We start from the raw sequence: 17,040 nt of genomic DNA, 5'->3' as shown, positions 1-17,040 counted from the left end.
TGTTTGCGTGGACCGAAGAAAGGCTTCCACCGCCCTCAAGCATCAACAACGATATCGCTCGCGGGGATCATCTGGCATCCAAGGAAGAAGCCTTCCTCGGTCTCGGGCAATCCCTCCGGCTGCACCGCACTGCCTTCGATCAAGCGCACCAGACAGCTCTCGCATTGCCCGACGCGGCATCCGCTCGCCATGGCAACGCCGTTGCGCGCGGCCAGATCGAGGACCGAGCCGGCTGACGGTGTCCAATCCGCACGGACCCCGCTGCGCTTGAACTCGACCGAGTGGCACGCATCGGGATCCATCCGAGGCACTGTTGGCGAAGCGAAGGTCTCGGAATGGATCTCGAAAGGCAGAACCCCACGATCTTCAAGGGCTGACCGCATCTCCCGCATCATGGCAACGGGGCCGCACATATAGAAACGCGCGCCGCGTTCGATCCAGTCCGTCTCGATGGCGGCAGCGTTGATCCGACCGGCACGATCGTAATCCGCGCCCGCCTGATCCCCGGGCTCGGGCCGGCTGTAGAGATTGACGACGCGGAGCCGGGGAAGCTGCGCTTCCAGCTCATGGATGCGCTTGCGGAAGGCATGCCCCCGCTTGTTCCGGTTGCCGTATACGAGGATCACTTCCGGCATCGCACTGCCCTCGCCCGCGGCGAGCGTTTCGAGATAACCGATAAAGGGCGTGATCCCGATCCCGGCCGCAAAAAGCACGATCGGCCGCGTGTGTTGCGTCGGCAAGAGGAAGCGGCCGGCCGGTGCCTTCAGCCAAAGCGTGTCGCCCGGCTTGAGAATGCGATTGATGTGGTCGGACACCGCGCCAGTCCATTCGAAACCGGCATCATCCTTACCGGCCTGACGCTTCACCGTAATGCGATAGGAACGCTGCTCATCGGACAAGCTCGCTCCCGAAAGGGAATAAGCGCGTGCCACCTGATCATCCGTTGCATGCCGAACCATCAGATGTTGACCGGGCCTGAATGGAGGAAGCCCCTCACCATCCGCGGGCACCAGTTCGATCGAGCGGGCATCTTCCGCTTCAACCGTCGCAGCAGCCACTTCAAAACGGCGCCACCCGTGCCAAGGGGCCGTTTCGCTACCGATCACCGGACGAATGTCGCAAAGTGTCGTTCGCAAAGGCAGCGATCCGCTGATCGGATCAACCGCTCCATCGCCGATGATCGCGTTGATGTTGGCCGACCCCTCGCCCGTGATGGGGTAAGCGGGCAGACCAAGATCGGGCGCAGCCTGCCACCAGCCGTAATCGGCCGACACGACGGTTTCGTCGAGGCTGTTTGAAAGCCGCAGGCGCATCCGCACCTCGCCTTGATCGGTGCAGATCGCGCAAAGCGACCCCTCCGTCAGCCCCCGCCGCGCGGCCAGCGCCGGGTGAACCGTCACCGTTGGCTCGGGCGCCCGGCGCCGCAGGCTCGGGAGATTGCGGTGCTGGGAATGACAATAAACGCCGGTCTTGGCCGTCACCAGCCGGAGCGCATAGTCGCCGTTTGCAGGTCGCGCCGGCACATGAACCGGCAGCGGCGAATAGCCGTTGTCGAGCAGTCGCTCGCTGTAGAGTTCAACGAGACCGGTCGGCGTTGCAAAAGGCCGCTTACCGCTTGCCGCCTGCGCCTCATATTTGCGCGGCTCGGCGTTCAAGGGCAGCCGCACGCCGCCCGGTGCGCTGCGCAGCGCTTCCACATCGAGCCCGAGCGGTTCCAGCATGTGGTTCCAGCCAGCTTCGACGCTGCCGCCGAAAAAGGACTGCGACAGGCCCATCCGTGTCGCGAGTGCCGCCACGATCTCGTAGTCGGGGCGAGCTTCTCCGCGTCGCGCCACCATCTGCGGGCGCAATTGCACGTGGCCGGCTGCGTTTTCGTCGATCTCGAAGCCGAGCCGAAGCCCCTCATGCTCCCATGGGCTGCTGACAGGAAGCAGGATGTCCGCATAGGCGTTGGTGGGCGTGTGGAAGAGGTCGCAATGGACATGGAATTCAAGCGCCCGCAGAGCTTCAATGCCCGTGCGGCCGCCGGGATGAGAAACAAGCATGTTTCCACCAAAGCCGAACAAGGCCCGAACCGGATAGGGTTCCGCATGCAGGATCGCCTTGTAAACGTCCTTCGCCAGCACCCAGCCGGATGCCGGAGGGCCGACGGGACGCTCCCTAACGCCAAGCGCCTTCTTTTTCTGGCTGTCCGCCAGAAGATCAAAGGTGCTCAGCTTGTTTTGCGGCAGCGGACCGTAGATGCGGTTGCCGCCAACCTGATCGAAAGCACCGGTCAGGGCGTAAAGAACGGCAATGGCACGCTCGGTCTGCGTTGCATTGCCTTGCTGCCCCACACCCGTCCAGGAGTGGTAGGCCACCTTCGGCCCAGCATCGACTATCAAGCGTGCGGCGCGCTCGAGGTCTTCGGGTGCGATGCCCGTTTCATGCTCAACATGGTGCGGATCGTAAGGCTCACACGCTTCACGAAGCGCCGCGAAAGCCGGCTGTGCGACAAGGCTCCGGCCGTCGAGCGTGGTCAGGCTGAACGCGCCGTCCAGTGCGGCATCGCCGTTCGGATGAGATGGATCACATGCAACCGGTGCCCCTCGTCGCTGATCGAAGACGAGGTGCCCTACCGCCCCGGCTACCACCTCTGCAGCCTTGATGAAGTGGCCGGTCGAGCGATCGATCAACAGCGGTGCATTCGTCCATCGGGACACAAAGCCGGCATCAAAGGCGTCGTTGCGGATCATCCACCGGATCAAGCCAAGCGCGAGTGCAGCATCCGTTCCGGGGCGCACCCGCAGCCAAAGGTCCGCCTGACGGGCATGAGCCGTTTCGCGAGGGTCGATCACCAGCAGCTTGGCCGAGTGATCGCTCCCATCCGCAAGCCTGCCTGCCTGCGAAAGCCAGACATTGGAGGGATTGTGCCCCCACAGGATGTTGAGATCGGCGCGGGCATAGTCGGCCGTGGGCATTCCGCAGCCGAAGGTGAAGGCGTGCGCGACATCCTTGTGCCAGTTACAAATTTCGGTGCCGTAGATCGTGTTCGGGCTGCCGAAAAGCCGGATGAAACGTTCTATCCAGTCGATGCTGTCGGAGATCGGCGTTCCGCTGGGCGTCGTCACCTCGAAGGCCACGGCTTCCGGTCCGCTTTCGGCAGCGATGCGGCTGAGCCTGTCTGCGATCGTGTCCAGCGCCTCGTCCCAGGAAATCCGCTGCCAGCCCGGATCGGCCTCCCCCTTCGGCCGCGTGCGCTTCATCGGATAAAGCAGGCGGTCCGGAGCATGCACGATCTCCGGCGCGGCCCGCCCTTTCGGACAGGTCGCCTTGCCGGTGGGATGCTCCGGATCATTGGCAACCGCCACCAGCTTCCCGTCCACCACTCTGTTGATCGTGCCACAGCGCGACCGGCAGAGCGTGCAATATCCTCGAATGTCCTGATCAACCATCCAGCGCTTCCAGCATGCCGGATGCGTCTGTTCAACCCTTGACGCGCAACACGGATGAGTGAGGGAGGGAATGGCTAGGAGCTAATAAGCGCAGCCGCCAACAACGCAGACCTGCTGCTTGCAGTCGGATAGTCAAAATCATCTGGAAAATAGTGGTACGGTTGGGTGGGCTCGAACCACCGACCTCCGGATCCACAATCCGGCGCTCTAACCAACTGAGCTACAACCGCGTGCCGACGGCCTCGTTGCGCAAGGCCCGTTCAGTGCGACCGTCCCTACCGATTATCCCGGCCGTTTTCAAGAGCCTCGTTGGCAAAGGGATGGAGGAAATCCACCGAAAGAAAAAGCCGGCTTGCGAGCCGGCCTTTTGCGTTTCGTATCGAGGACGCGAGAGCCTCAGGCGACCTTGAGGTCGCTCCAGGCGCGTTCAACGATGTCCTTGACCGGCTTGGCGACATCTTCTGCGCCGCGCGAGGACACGGTCTGCACGTCCTCCACCTGGTTCACGGCCAACTCGACCTGTTTGCGCATGAAGCTGGTCTGCAGTTCGGCGAAGTCGGAGATCGACTTCACGCCAAGCAGCGCTTCCATGTGCGAGAAGGTAAGGTCCGTGCTGGCGCGCATGGCGGCAAGAGACTTCAAGGATAGTTCGTTCGACACAGCGCGGGCGCTCTCGAACGAGGCTTCGAATGCCTTCTGGGCGCCATCGGCACCATGCTTCATACGGGCAAAAGCTTCCTTCGACTGTTCAACGCCCTTTTCAGCAAAGACACGGAACTGGTCGGTGGCGCGATTGGCCTCGAAAGTTGCGAATTCTACGTTATCAGCGGTATTGCGGGCAGAATCGGACATGACGCTCTCCTTGGAACGGTTAGATCTTCATCGTGTTCACTGCATTCCGGTGCCACTTATTTGGGTGGCTTTATGCCTTTTCTTTTAGCACTTCTTATTGTGCGTTGCAACATGGATGCTGCGCCGCATAACTAAACGACATGTCGGCGCGTTAACCAACACGACAATTGCCTGGGGGCAGATGGCCTGACCTGTGGATTTCGTCCCGATCCGTCTTTATTAATAAAGCGTTAAAGGACTTTCGCGCAGAGCGCCTTATGGATCAGCTTTATTCTTTCATTGATGTGGTGGCTTTGGAGCCTGTGCGCGGCGGCTTTGCGGCCGGCGAAGCACTGGTGATCTTCAGCCGCTCGATGGAAGAGATCATCTGGACGAATGGTCCGGGCGCGGCAGCGCTTGGTTTTTCCGGCATAGAAGCCGCGATCGGCGCTGACAATCCCTTGCCGGCCTTGGCGCGCCGTCAGATCGCGGCCACGCCGGGTTATCCCCAGATCGGTCGCAACAAAGCGGTATCGATTCGCCTCGGCGGCCTTCTGACGACGCGGCTGACCCAGCTCATGATCAGCGAAGTGACCCTGCCGGATGGTGAGCAGGCGCTGCTGGTTGCGTTCCCCGAAGGGTTCGGCCGCTCGGGTGGCGGCGCGTCGTTGCAGCGCGCCGTGTCCGGTTTTGGCACACAGGGCCAGTTCGTCGCCATGCTGGATGCAGATGGCGCCGTTCTTGCCGCCACGCCCGGTTTCGAACGCGCGGGCATCGCTCAAGATGCGCTGGCGGAGCTTGCTGCGGCTGCGAACGGTTCGCCGCCCCATGTCGCCAAGAAGCGGCTGCGCGGCGGCTCGGATCTTTATCCGGCCGGGCTGGCACGGGTAGGCGACGAGCCCGCTTTGTATTTCCTGATCGTGATCGGCGAAGCGGATGCGGTTGCGTCCGAACCCGCGCATGAACAGGATCACGACGGGCCGTTACCCGCAGAGATCGTGCCCGAGGGGCAGCAAGCCGCGCCGGTTGCCCAGGCAACGCAAGTTGCGGCAGCGCCCGTTCGCTTCGTCTGGCGCACGGATGCCGAGGGGCGCTTCGCGGCATTATCCGAGCCCTTCCTGAAGGCGCTCGGCATCGATGCGGAGGCGGTGATGAACCGATCGTTCCGCGACGTGGCTACGGATCTTGGCTTCGATGCGGATGGCGAAATCACCGGTCTTCTGGAGCGGCGCGATACGTGGTCCGGGCGTTCCGTATTGTGGCCGCTGGCAGACCGTTCGTTGCGGGTGCCGGTCGATCTTGCCGCGCTGCCGATCTATGACCGTGAGCGCCGGTTCGACGGGTTCCGCGGCTTTGGCGTGGCGCGTCTTGCCGATGCGGTTGCCCCAGCCGAGCCGACAGGTGAAGCGATCTCGGCTTCCGAACCGGACATCGACCGACCCGCGACAAGCGAAGTGCCGGCTCCTGCGTCCGACCTCCCCTCGCCGCTTGCCGAAGATGATCGGCCGACAGCTATTACCGAAGCTCCGGTTTCCGACGAAAAGATCGTGCAGCTGTCGGCACATCGCCAGGCTTCGGCCGAGCGTACCGCGCTGAGCAACAGCGAACGCATCGCCTTTCGCGAAATTGGAACGCGCCTCAAGGCTGCGGAAGCGCCTGTCGAGGCAACACCGGACAAGCAGCCGGAGCAACCCGAAGCGCTGACCGATGCCAATAAGAGCGCTGCGAGCGCACCTGATGCAACACTGGAAACCGGCGATCAGCAATCGGCTGCCATCGTTGCCGAAGAGCCGGTCATGCCCGACGTCGCAGACGATGCCGCTGAGGCTCCGGATCAGGCGGAGCATGCCCAGCCCGACGAGCCGATTGTCAGTGCGCCCGAACTTGAGCCAGAGCCTGCCACGTCCACCTATGATCCCACCGATGACGAGGACCTGATTGCCCGCTCCGCCATCGAAGGCGGCAGCCGCCGTCGATCGACTTTGGTCGCACCGCTCGTGCCGTATCTGGAACACCTGACACCGTCCTCTTCAGAGGAAAGCGAGACGGTCGTGGCGGAAGATGCCGTTGCGTCCCGTCTCGAGCAGGCTCGCGAGGAAGCCGAGCAGGCGGTCAGCCCGGTTGAGGAAGCCGAGACGGCCGAGGCAGAGGATATCGCGCCTGTTGCGGATGCAGATGATTGGCCAGTCGTCGCCGAAGCCTCCGAAATCGTCGACGAGACCTTTGTCGGGATCGAGCCCCTGGCTGCCGATGCGCCGGTCGAGCTGGATGTCGAGGCGGAGCCGGCCCTTTCCGAGACGCCTGCGGCTGATGATGCCGCTGTCCACGAGGAGCCCGAGCCTTCAAACATCAGCCCCGTCAGCGTGGTCGAGGATGAGTCGCAGCCTTCGCCGGGTGCCGCCGAGATCGAGCTGGTGGAAGCGCTGCCGATCCCGTTGATCATCCATGCCGGTGACCGGCTGGATTTCGCCAACCGCGAATTCTTCGCGCTGACCGGCTACGCTAACCTGGACGCCATTGCGCAAGCCGGCGGCCTGGAAGCGCTGTTCGTGGATGCGGCCGATGGCGAGGATGGCTGTCGCTGCCAGGTTCTGCGCACGCAAGGTGGCGAAGAAATCCCCGTGCAGGCACATCTGCAATCCGTGCCCTGGGGCGGCGGCAAATCGTTGATGCTGACCTTGCGGCGCGTCGAGATCGTTGCGCAGCCAGCACCGCTTGAAGCCGAACAGCCGGCCGACGAACCGGAACGGCCGAGCAATGTCACGCATCTGCCTTTCGCCCATCCGGCGCGCGCCGTCGAGCCGGCGCCGGTGGCCGATCCCGGCGTTGTCGAGGAACTCGCCCGCACCCGCGCACTGCTCGAGGAAATGCGCGCCATCGTCGATACCGCGACCGATGGCGTTATCCTGATCGACCGGCAGGCACAGATCCGCAGCATCAGCCATCCGGCCGAAGCGCTGTTCGGCTTTGATTCCGCCAGCGTGGAAGGCACGCCCTTTACCTCGCTGTTTGCGATCGAAAGCCAGCGCGCGGTGAAGGATTATCTTACCGGCCTCACGGATAATGGCGTAGCCAGTGTGTTGAACGATGGCCGCGAGGTGATCGGGCGTGAAGCGCAGGGCCGCTTCATTCCGCTTTTCATCACCATCGGCCGCCTGCCCGGCGACAGCGGTTTTTGCGCCGTGGTGCGCGAAATAACGCAATGGAAGCGCGCGGAAGAAGAACTCACCCATGCCCGTGCCGAGGCTGAGCGGGTGTCGTCGCAAAAAAGCGACTTTCTCGCCCGCGTCAGTCACGAGATCCGTACGCCGCTCAACGCCATTATCGGCTTTTCCGAGCTGATGATGGAAGAGCGCTTCGGCGCCATCGGCAATGAGCGCTATCGCGATTATCTGCGCGACATCAACCGCTCCGGCAATCACGTGCTCGACCTCGTCAACGACCTGCTCGATATCTCCAAGATCGAGGCGGGCGAGCAGGAACTGTCTTATGTCGCCGTGTCGCTGAACGACGCTCTGTCGGAAGCCGTCGCGATCATGCAGCCGCAAGCCAATCGCGAGCGCGTCATCATCCGCTCTTCCTTCGCGTCGCGCCTGCCCGATGTCGTGGCCGATCTGCGCAGCGTGCGCCAGATCGCGCTCAACCTTCTGTCCAACGCGGTGCGCTACACGCAGGCCGGCGGACAGGTGATCGTCTCGACCGTGTATGAGACCTCCGGCGAGGTCATCCTGCGCATCCGCGATACAGGCGTCGGCATGTCGTCGGCCGAGATCGACCAGGCGCTCAAGCCCTTCAAGCAGCTGAACGCCCTCAAGCGGGCGCGCGGCGATGGCACCGGGCTCGGTTTGCCGCTCACCAAGGCGATGGTGGAAGCCAACCGCGCGAGTTTCGTGATCAATTCACGGCCGGGCGACGGCACCTTGGTGGAAGTCACCTTCCCGTCCACGCGCGTGCTGGCCGACTGACCCGCAAAGAAAAAGCGCCCGAAGGCGCTTGTAAGTTGGAATGAGGCTGTCACGACGAGAGGCTTGAAATGTCCGAAGCCGCTCATTTCCGAGCCGCCATGGGCAATGGATCGCTCCATCAAGTCACGCACACTATCCGCCCACAGGTCTTAACAAGACCTTACCGGTTTTCCATTCTGTTTACGGATCGGTACCACCTCTTGCGACGTGGTAAACAGCGGTGTCAGAGCGCGTTAACCCTCAGCTTGCCAGCTCTTCCCTATCCTTGAACAGCTCCAGCGCTTCCGGATTGGCGAGCGCTTCCTTGTTTCGGACCGCATCGCCATGCACGACCTGGCGCACCGCAAGCTCCACGATCTTGCCTGATTTGGTGCGCGGGATGTCGGTGACCGCCACTACCTTGGCCGGCACATGGCGCGGCGTGGCGCCTGTGCGGACCTTGGTCTTTATGCGCTGTTCGAGGTCGGCATCCAGCACGACGCCTTCGGCCAGTCGCACGAACAAAACGACGCGCACGTCATTGTCCCAGCTCTGCCCGATGCAAAGCGCTTCGATCACTTCCGGCATCTGCTCGACGACGTTGTAAATTTCAGCCGTGCCGATGCGTACACCGCCGGGGTTCAGCGTCGCATCCGAGCGCCCGTGGATGATCAGTCCGCCGTGATCGGTGATTTCGGCAAAGTCGCCATGACACCAGACATTGGGGAAGCGGTCGAAATAGGCCTCGTGATATTTGCGCCCACCCGCATCGCCCCAGAACATCACGGGCATGGACGGGAACGGTTTGGTGCAAACGAGCTCGCCCTTTTCAGAACGGATCGGCTTGCCGTCATCGTCCCAGACATCCACGGCCATGCCGAGCCCCGGCCCCTGGATTTCGCCCGACCAGACCGGCTTTGTCGGCACGCCCAGCACAAAGCAGGCGCAAAGATCGGTTCCGCCCGACACGGAGGCCAGATGAACGTCCTTCTTGATGCCGTCGTAAACGAAATCGAACCCTTCCGGCGAAAGGGGTGAGCCGGTGGAAGACAGGGTGCGCAGTGCCGAAAGATCATGCGTTTCGATCGGCCGCAGACCAGCCTTGCGCACGGCGTCGATGAACTTGGCGGAGGTGCCGAAATAAGTCGCCTTCTCGCTTTCCGCGAGGTCGAACATCGCCTTTTCGTCGGGATAAAAAGGCGAGCCGTCATACAGGATCAGCGTCGCGCCGGTGGCGAGGCCCGTCACCAGCCAGTTCCACATCATCCAGCCGCAGGTCGTGAACTGAAAGAAGCGATCGCCTTCGCGAATGCCGCCATGCAGCTGATGCTCCTTCAGATGCTGCAACAGAATGCCGCCGGCCCCATGCACGATGCATTTGGGAATGCCGGTCGTGCCGGATGAAAACAGGATGTAAAGCGGCTGCGCGAACGGCAGGCGCTCGAAGCGCACGGGCTTGGCCGCGTATTCGGCAAGTGCCGTGTCGAACGGCTCGGCCGTGGGAATCGTCTCGGCCAGATCGCTCGCGCCGCCGAGATAATCCACGATCAGGATCTTCCTGACGGTCGGCAGCTGCGCCGCGATCGCCGTGACCTTCTCGCCGAGATCATTCTTCTTGCCGTTGTACCAGTAGGCATCCGGCGCCACGAAGATCACCGGCTCGATCTGGCCGAAGCGGTCGAGCACGCCTTGAACGCCGAAATCGGGCGAACAGGACGAAAAGATCGCGCCGATCGAGCTTGCGGCCAGCATCACGGCAATGGTTTCGGGCATGTTCGGCATCATCGCCGCCACGCGGTCGCCGGTCTTCACGCCCTGCGCCTCGAACAACTGCTGCAGGCGCGATACCATCGCGTGCAGTTCGTCCCAGCTCATCCGGCGCTCGACCTTATTTTCGCCGCGAAAACAGATCGCCTCGCTGCTGCCTGTGTGGCGCAGCAGGTTTTCGGCATAGTTCAGCCGCGCATCGGGAAAAAAGCGCGCGCCCGGCATCTTGTCGCCATCCACCAGCACCCGTTCGCCGGGCTCGCCCACTACGCCGGTGAAATCCCAAAGCAGCTGCCAGAAGGCTTCCGGCTCCTCGATCGACCAGCGATGCAGGGCGTCGAAATCGGGAAGGTCACGCTTGGCGCGACCGGCAGCCTCGGCGGTGAAGCGCGTGACGGGATGATGCTCGACGCTCTCAGGCGATGGCTTCCACAGCGGCTGCGATCCTGCCATTTGCTTTGCTCCCGGATTTGATCGGCGCTGTTATGCCAAGCCTCTTCAATGGCGGCAAGAAGCGTGATGCGAGCGGTTCAGCGCCCTCGTAAACAACACTTTGCACAGCGCCTGCTTGAAAAGCCCGCAATCTCCTTTACACCCGCAACACGATCATAAGCATGCCTACCTTCTGGGCATATCCCGTTTCCCAAGAGGCATAATGCCCAGACCTACGCTCCGCAAAACGCTCTGGACGGTGCTCGTCATCGCCGTGATTGCGGGCGCAGTGGTGCTGGCTTTGCCTTTTGCCGCCTCCAACCATCTGGTGCGCGATCGCATCGCGCAGGAACTCGGCGCCTGGAGTGGCATGCGGGTGGAAGCGGGATCGCGGCCCGAGATCGAGGTTTGGCCCACATTGCGCGCGGTGCTGCACGATGTTCGCTTCACCGACTGGGATGCGGATGGCGCGCCCGTGCTGCAGGCCGAACGCATCGAAATGGAAATGTCGGCCTGGCATGTCCTGCGCGGCGATATCACCTTCGATCAGCTGCGCCTCGTGCGGCCTGTTCTGCGCGTCGCGCCGGTTGCGCCCGGCATCTATCTGCCGCCCACCCCGCGCGGCGGCCGCCTTGCCCGCGCGATCGAAGCTGCGCGCCAGACCCTCAACGCCAATCCCACCGCGCCCGATCTCAGCAAGCTGCCTGATAACGACCTCGGCACGATCGACTTCGTGGATGCAAGCGTGCTTACGCAGGAAGCCGGCGCCGAACGCGAGATCGCGTCGGGCCTCAACGGCTCGCTCAACTGGCCATCGCTCAATCGCGGCGGATCTTTGAGGGCGCAGGGACTGTGGCGCGGCGAAACCGTGTCGCTGGAACTCGCCTCCGGTCAGCCGCTGCTTCATCTGGCCGGCGGCACGACCGTTCTGCGCGCGTCACTCCGCTCGCCACCCTTGAACGCGTCCTTCGACGGTACGGCCGGCCTGTCCGCCGATGCGCTGATCACCGGCATCCTGCAGTTTTCCACCCCATCGGCCAGCGGTGCCGCGAACTGGCTCCAGGTCGAACTGGCATCCGGCATGGCGCCGGGCGCGGTGGAGTTTTCCGGCCAGCTGTCGGGTTCGGCCGAACGGCTGAAATTCTCGAGCGCGTCGGTTGTTCTGGAAGGCAATACGGGCATTGGCGGCTTCGATGTGTCCTTCGAAGACGAGGTCCCTGCCATCTCCGGCACGTTCGCCTTCGATGTGCTTGATCTGCCAACGATGCTCGGCGTGTTTTCGCCGCTCCTGCCGCAGATGGAAGCGGGCAGGACTGAGCCTTCCGCGGCCATCAACCGGATGAAGCTTGATCTGCGCCTGTCGGCCTCCACCGCGCGCGCCGGACCTGTTTCACTGAGCGAGATCGCCGCCACCGCGCAGGTGCGTCCTGGCTTGGCCGTGCTCGACATTTCCGATTCCACGGCCTTTGGCGGCACCCTGCAAGCCGGCATCCGCGCGTCGCGTGAGCCGGGCAAGGAAGTGGTTGATCTCAGCCTTCTGGCGTCCGGCTTCGACGGCACGGCGGCCGGTGATGCGCTGGGTCTGCAGGCTCTGCTGCCCGCTTCGCTCGGAACGCTGTCCTTGACGCTCAAGGGCACAGGCGAAACCTGGGAGCGCGTTCTTCAAACAGCCGACGGCACCTTTTCGGCCGGCTTTGCGCGCGGCACGCTGCGTCGCTTCAACCTCGACCAGTTTCTCCAGCGCCTGAACAATAGCGGCTTCTTTGCCCTGCAGGATGTGTCGAGCGGCACGCTTGCCATCGAAGGCGCTCAGCTCAAGGCCACGATGGATGATGGCATGGCACAAATCACCCAGGCCACCGTCGACACAACCAACCGCCGCATCCTGATCGAAGGCTTCGTGCCCTATGTCGGCGGCCTCGCCTTGAGCGGCGACGTGCGGCCCTCTCCGCCCTTGTCTTCAACGACGTCGGAGCCGCCGCCGCAGGACGAGCCGCAGCAGATGCCGCTTGCGAGCTTCTTTGTCGGCGGATCCTGGAACGCGCCCTTCATTTCTTCGATGACGATGCGCGCGCCGCTGCAATAAAACCGGCGCGTTCCTGTCAGCCGCGCTGTGCCGTTTGTTCGTCGCGCCGGCGCTGAACCTCGCGGCGCTTGTTCACCACGGAAGCGATCAACACGCCTGTTGCCACGATGGCGATCAGGATGGTGCAGATCGCGTTGATCTCCGGCGTCACGCCAAGCCGCACCTGGCTGTAGATCTTCATCGGCAGCGTCGTGGCGCCTGGGCCGGAGGTGAAGCTTGCAATCACCAGATCATCCAGCGACAGCGTAAAAGCCAGCATCCAGCCCGAAACGATGGCCGGCGCGATCACCGGCAGAGTGATCGCAAAGAAGGTCTTCACCGGCGTCGCACCCAGATCCATCGCCGCTTCTTCCAGGGAGCGGTCGAAGGTCAGCAAACGCGATTGCACGACCACCGCCACGAAGCACATGGAAAAGGTGATGTGGGCCAGCGTCACCGTCATAATGCCGCGATCGATGCCGATCGCCACGAACAGGAGCAGCAGGGACAGGCCGGTAATCACTTCCGGCATCACCAGCGGCGCAAACACCATGCCCGAAAACAGCAGCCTACCGCGAAAGCGGGTGTAGCGGGTGAGCGCCAAGGCTGCCATCGTGCCGAGCACAGTCGCCGCCGATGCCGAAACGAGGCCGACGCGCAGCGTAACCCAGGCCGCATCGAGCAGCGCCTGGTTGTGCCAAAGCTCGACATACCACTGCGTGGAAAACCCGGCCCACACCGTCACCAGCCGCGACGCGTTGAAGGAATAGATGATCAGCAACACGATCGGCAGATACAGGAAGGCGAAGCCTGCCGTGATCGAGGCGATGTTGAAACGGCTCCAGCCAGCCCCGTTCATCGACCCTCCTCCTGCGTTTTCGCCTGCGCCTGCTGGAACAACATGATCGGCACCACCAGCAAAAGAAGCAGGATCACCGCGACCGCCGAGGCAACCGGCCAATCGCGGTTGGCGAAGAACTCGTTCCAAAGCGTGCGGCCAATCATCAGCGTTTGCGAGCCGCCAAGCAGATCGGGGATCACGAACTCACCGACCGCGGGAATGAACACCAGCATGCAGCCGGCGATGATGCCCGGCCGCGACAGCGGGAACGTCACCTTCCAGAACGCGCCGGTCGGTGTGCAGCCCAAATCCTGCGCGGCTTCCACGAGGGAATGGTCCATCTTTTCCAGCGCCGCATAAAGCGGCAGCACCATGAAGGGCAGGTAGGAGTAAACGATGCCGATATAGATCGCCGTATGGGTGTTGAGAATCAGCAGCGGCGTGTCGATGACACCGGTCCAAAGCAGGAACTGGTTCAGGAGACCTTCGGGCTTGAGGATGCCGATCCAGGCGTAAACGCGGATCAGGAAGCTCGTCCAGAACGGCAGAATAACGAGCATCAGCAAGGTCGGCCGGATCGTGGCCGGTGCCCGTGCCATGCCATAGGCCATGGGATAGCCGACCAGCAGCGTCAGAACGGTGGAAACGCCGGCAATCACGAGGCTGGATATGTAGGCGTTGAAGTAAAGCGCGTCTTCCGTCAACCAGAGATAGTTGGCGACGGTGAAGCTGCTCAGCTTTGCCCACAAACCGTCGAGCCCGTCGAAAGCCGGCTGATACGGCGGCATCGCAGTGGCGATCTGCGACAGCGAGATCTTGGCGACGATCAGAAACGGAACAAGAAAAAGGATCAGCAGCCAGACATAAGGGATGATGATCACGAGCTTGGCCGTCAAACCACGCATGATCCCCCGCAAGCCCGCACCCTTTCTTGGAAGCGGCTGCATTGCGGGATCCGGTCCGGGCGGGAAGGTCTGGGTCATCGTGCCGGCCTCAGCGCGTCAGCACGATGCCGGCATCCGGCTTGAACGAGATCCAGGCCCGGTCACCCCAGGTCAGCGGATCGTCCGCCAAGCGCTGGCTGTTGATCACCGTCGCCTTTACCACCCGCCCATCGTCGAGCTTCACGTTATACATCGTCACGTCGCCGAGATAGGCGATGTCGAACACCTCTCCTTCAGCCGCGTTGACGCTCGTATCTTCAGGCGCGCGCGACGACACACGGATTTTCTCCGGCCTGACCGCATAGTTTACGGTCGCGCTGTGCTGCGCTTCACCCGGATTGGATGTTTGAATGCGCAGATCGGGACCCGCCTGCAGCTCCGCCATGCGCTCATCGCGCTGCGTCACGGTAGCCTCGAACAGGTTCACGCTGCCCACGAAATCCGCCACGAACCGCGAAGCCGGCGCTTCATAGATTTCGGGCGGCGTCGCCACCTGCATGACCTCGCCCTTGTCCAGAATGGCGATGCGGTCGGCCATGGTCATGGCTTCTTCCTGGTCGTGCGTCACCACGACAAAGGTCAAACCGAGATCCTGCTGCAGGTCCATCAGTTCGAACTGCGTTTCTTCGCGCAGCTTCTTGTCCAGCGCGCCAAGCGGCTCATCCAGAAGAAGAACCTTCGGTCGTTTGGCAACCGATCGCGCCAAAGCCACACGCTGGCGCTGACCACCGGACAGCTGATGCGGCTTGCGCTCGGCGAAAGGCTCGAGCTTCACCAGCTTCAGCATCTCCGCCACGCGCTTGGCGATATCGGCCGATGCCATGCCGTCCTGCTTCAAACCGAAGGCGATGTTCTTTTCCACACTCATATGCGGAAACAGCGCATAGGACTGGAACATCATGTTCACCGGCCGCTTGTGCGGCGGCACGCCGCGCAGATCCTGTCCATCCAGCAGGATGCGCCCGGACGTCGGCTCGTCGAAGCCAGCCAGCATCCGCAAAAGCGTGGACTTGCCGCAGCCCGAGGCACCCAGCAGCGCGTAGAATTCGCGCTCGTAGATCGTCAGCGACAGGTTGTTGACGGCCGTGAAGTCGCCGAACCGCTTGGTGACGTTTTCGAACTGGATGTAAGGCTTTGCAGCCGGATCGTTCCACGGCGAAAAGTTGCGGCGGATACTGTTCAGCGACTTCACGGCCATGCACGTCCTACCTTCCCGGCACGAGAGTGCCGGACAGCGAGGTTGAAGTCCGCGACCTCAACCAATTGCCCTTGTCACTGGGGCGGCAGCCAGAAAGGCGGCCGCGCCCGAAACGTGGTCTTATTGACCCGTAACGATCGCCGTCCAGGCGCGCGTTACGAGACGCTGCGCGCGCGGATCATAGGGCTGCACCGTGAACAGCTTCTCAAGCATGGCTTCATCCGGATAGATCGCGGGATCATCCAGGATTTCCTTGTCGAGCAGCGGCTGCGAAGCCTTGTTGCCATTGGCGTAGAACACGTAGTTCGACGCCTTTGCAGCCACTTCCGGCTTCATCATGTAGTTGATGAACTCATGCGCTTCGTCGACATGCCTGGCGTCGGCAGGGATCGCCATCTGGTCGAACCACATTTCCGCGCCTTCGTTGGGGATGACGTAGTTGATCTCGACGCCCTGCCCGGCCTCGGCCGCACGGTCGCGGGCCTGGAACAGATCGCCGGAAAAGCCCACGGCCAGGCAGATGTCGCCATTGGCCAGCGCGTTGATGTATTCCGAGGAATGGAACTTGCGGATCGACGGACGGATCGACAGCATCAGCTCCTGCGCCTTGGCGATGTCTCCGCTGTTGGTGCTGTCGGGCGCCAGACCGAGATAGTTCAGAACCGTCGGCAGAACGTCGGTCGGCGAATCCATGAAATACACGCCGCAGTCTGCCAGCTTGGCGATGGTTTCCGGCTTGAACACCACATCCCAGCTGTCGATCGTGTCCGTGCCGAGCGCTTCCTTGATCTTCTCGACATTGTAGCCGATGCCGGTCGTGCCCCACATATAGCTGACGGAATATTCGTTGCCGGGATCAAACGCGGCCACGCGCTGTTCCACCACGTCCCACATGTTCTTGAGGTTGGGCAGCTTCGACTTGTCGAGCTTCTGGTAAACGCCGGACTGGATCTGGCGCGCCAGGAACGGGCTGGCCGTCGGCACCACCACATCATAACCGCTGCCGCCCGCCAGCAGCTTGGTTTCCAGGATCTCGTTGGAGTCATAGACGTCGTAAACGACCTTGATGCCCGTTTCCTTGGTGAACTCATCGATGATCGAGGAATCGATATAGTCCGACCAGTTGTAAACGTTGACAACCCGCTCCTGGGCGCCGGCCGGCACAGTGAAAAGGACAGCGGCAGCCGCAAGCCAGAGGGTTTTATGCATCATGATTCTCCAATTCCTTCCGCGTAGAAGCGCTTCCATTCAAGGATCCGTTGACCCGAGCCTATTGGCGTTTGCCGGGTGCGGCAAGAACCAATCGCCGCATTTCCGCCCCTTTCACTAAACCTTCGCATAGGAGTTCGAGCGATCCGCCTGGAGACCAGGCGCGAGCGCGATGGTGTCGAGGTGCAAGACATTTCACTTGACCAGACCACATTCACCAAGAGTTGAGAACGTTCAGGGAAGTTGAACCACCGGTAAAACGAGCAGACATACAGCAGGCTGCCGTGTTTTAGAACTTCCTGAATAGCCTTATTCCTTTGTCGCACTTGACGATCAACTGTTGTTCAATAGAGTTCCGGCCTTCCATTCAGCGGA

At 62.3% G+C, this 17,040-nt stretch carries 9 protein-coding genes and 1 tRNA gene; 2 read left to right on the top strand and 8 right to left on the bottom strand.

Annotated elements, in window-relative coordinates; genetic code table 11:
• Positions 1–35 precede the first annotated feature (35 nt).
• The 3 genes from JYU29_RS01940 to JYU29_RS01930 form a co-directional block, all read right to left on the bottom strand.
• Positions 36–3,434 (bottom strand): molybdopterin-dependent oxidoreductase, encoded by a 3,399-nt coding sequence (locus tag JYU29_RS01940; RefSeq protein WP_213983085.1) that lies wholly within the window; start codon positions 3,432–3,434, stop codon positions 36–38.
• A 153-nt stretch (positions 3,435–3,587) separates the two neighbouring features.
• Positions 3,588–3,664, bottom strand: a tRNA-His gene (locus tag JYU29_RS01935).
• A 166-nt stretch (positions 3,665–3,830) separates the two neighbouring features.
• Positions 3,831–4,286, bottom strand: coding sequence for a phasin (locus JYU29_RS01930; RefSeq protein ID WP_213983084.1), 456 nt, complete (start codon positions 4,284–4,286; stop codon positions 3,831–3,833).
• A 257-nt stretch (positions 4,287–4,543) separates the two neighbouring features.
• Between JYU29_RS01930 and JYU29_RS01925 the strand changes: the two genes are divergently transcribed.
• Positions 4,544–8,230 (top strand): histidine kinase dimerization/phospho-acceptor domain-containing protein, encoded by a 3,687-nt coding sequence (locus JYU29_RS01925; protein WP_213983083.1) that lies wholly within the window; start codon positions 4,544–4,546, stop codon positions 8,228–8,230.
• 240 nt (positions 8,231–8,470) lie between these two features.
• On the opposite strand, the gene JYU29_RS01920 is transcribed toward JYU29_RS01925, so the two are convergent.
• Positions 8,471–10,429: an acetoacetate--CoA ligase gene (locus JYU29_RS01920; protein WP_213983082.1), complete on the bottom strand. Its 1,959-nt coding sequence runs from the start codon at positions 10,427–10,429 to the stop codon at positions 8,471–8,473.
• Positions 10,430–10,631: 202 nt separating this feature from the next.
• Here JYU29_RS01920 and JYU29_RS01915 point away from each other — a divergent pair, with 202 nt between their 5' ends.
• Positions 10,632–12,494: an AsmA family protein gene (locus tag JYU29_RS01915; RefSeq protein ID WP_213983081.1), complete on the top strand. Its 1,863-nt coding sequence runs from the start codon at positions 10,632–10,634 to the stop codon at positions 12,492–12,494.
• A 16-nt stretch (positions 12,495–12,510) separates the two neighbouring features.
• Here JYU29_RS01915 and JYU29_RS01910 read toward each other — a convergent pair whose 3' ends face one another.
• From JYU29_RS01910 to JYU29_RS01895, 4 genes are all read right to left on the bottom strand, one after another.
• Positions 12,511–13,332 (bottom strand): ABC transporter permease subunit, encoded by an 822-nt coding sequence (locus JYU29_RS01910; RefSeq protein WP_213983080.1) that lies wholly within the window; start codon positions 13,330–13,332, stop codon positions 12,511–12,513.
• Positions 13,329–14,261 carry an ABC transporter permease subunit gene (locus tag JYU29_RS01905; protein ID WP_213984207.1) on the bottom strand — a complete coding sequence of 311 codons (933 nt, stop codon included), beginning with the start codon at positions 14,259–14,261 and terminating at the stop codon, positions 13,329–13,331. Before JYU29_RS01905 ends, JYU29_RS01910 begins: the two co-directional genes overlap by 4 nt.
• A gap of 46 nt (positions 14,262–14,307) precedes the next feature.
• Positions 14,308–15,456, bottom strand: a complete 1,149-nt coding sequence (locus JYU29_RS01900) for an ABC transporter ATP-binding protein (RefSeq protein ID WP_250157142.1) — start codon at positions 15,454–15,456, stop codon at positions 14,308–14,310.
• Between the two features lie 120 nt (positions 15,457–15,576).
• A complete protein-coding gene (locus JYU29_RS01895) occupies positions 15,577–16,668 on the bottom strand; it encodes a polyamine ABC transporter substrate-binding protein (protein ID WP_213983079.1) in 1,092 nt (363 codons plus the stop codon).
• Between the last annotated feature and the right edge of the window lie 372 nt (positions 16,669–17,040).

This window comes from Tianweitania aestuarii (genome assembly GCF_018457165.1).
In the GTDB taxonomy this organism is placed as follows: Bacteria; Pseudomonadota; Alphaproteobacteria; order Rhizobiales; family Rhizobiaceae; genus Tianweitania; species Tianweitania aestuarii.
The sequence above is the reverse complement of the archived record's forward strand: the minus strand, read 5'-3'. Positions and strand labels throughout refer to the sequence as shown.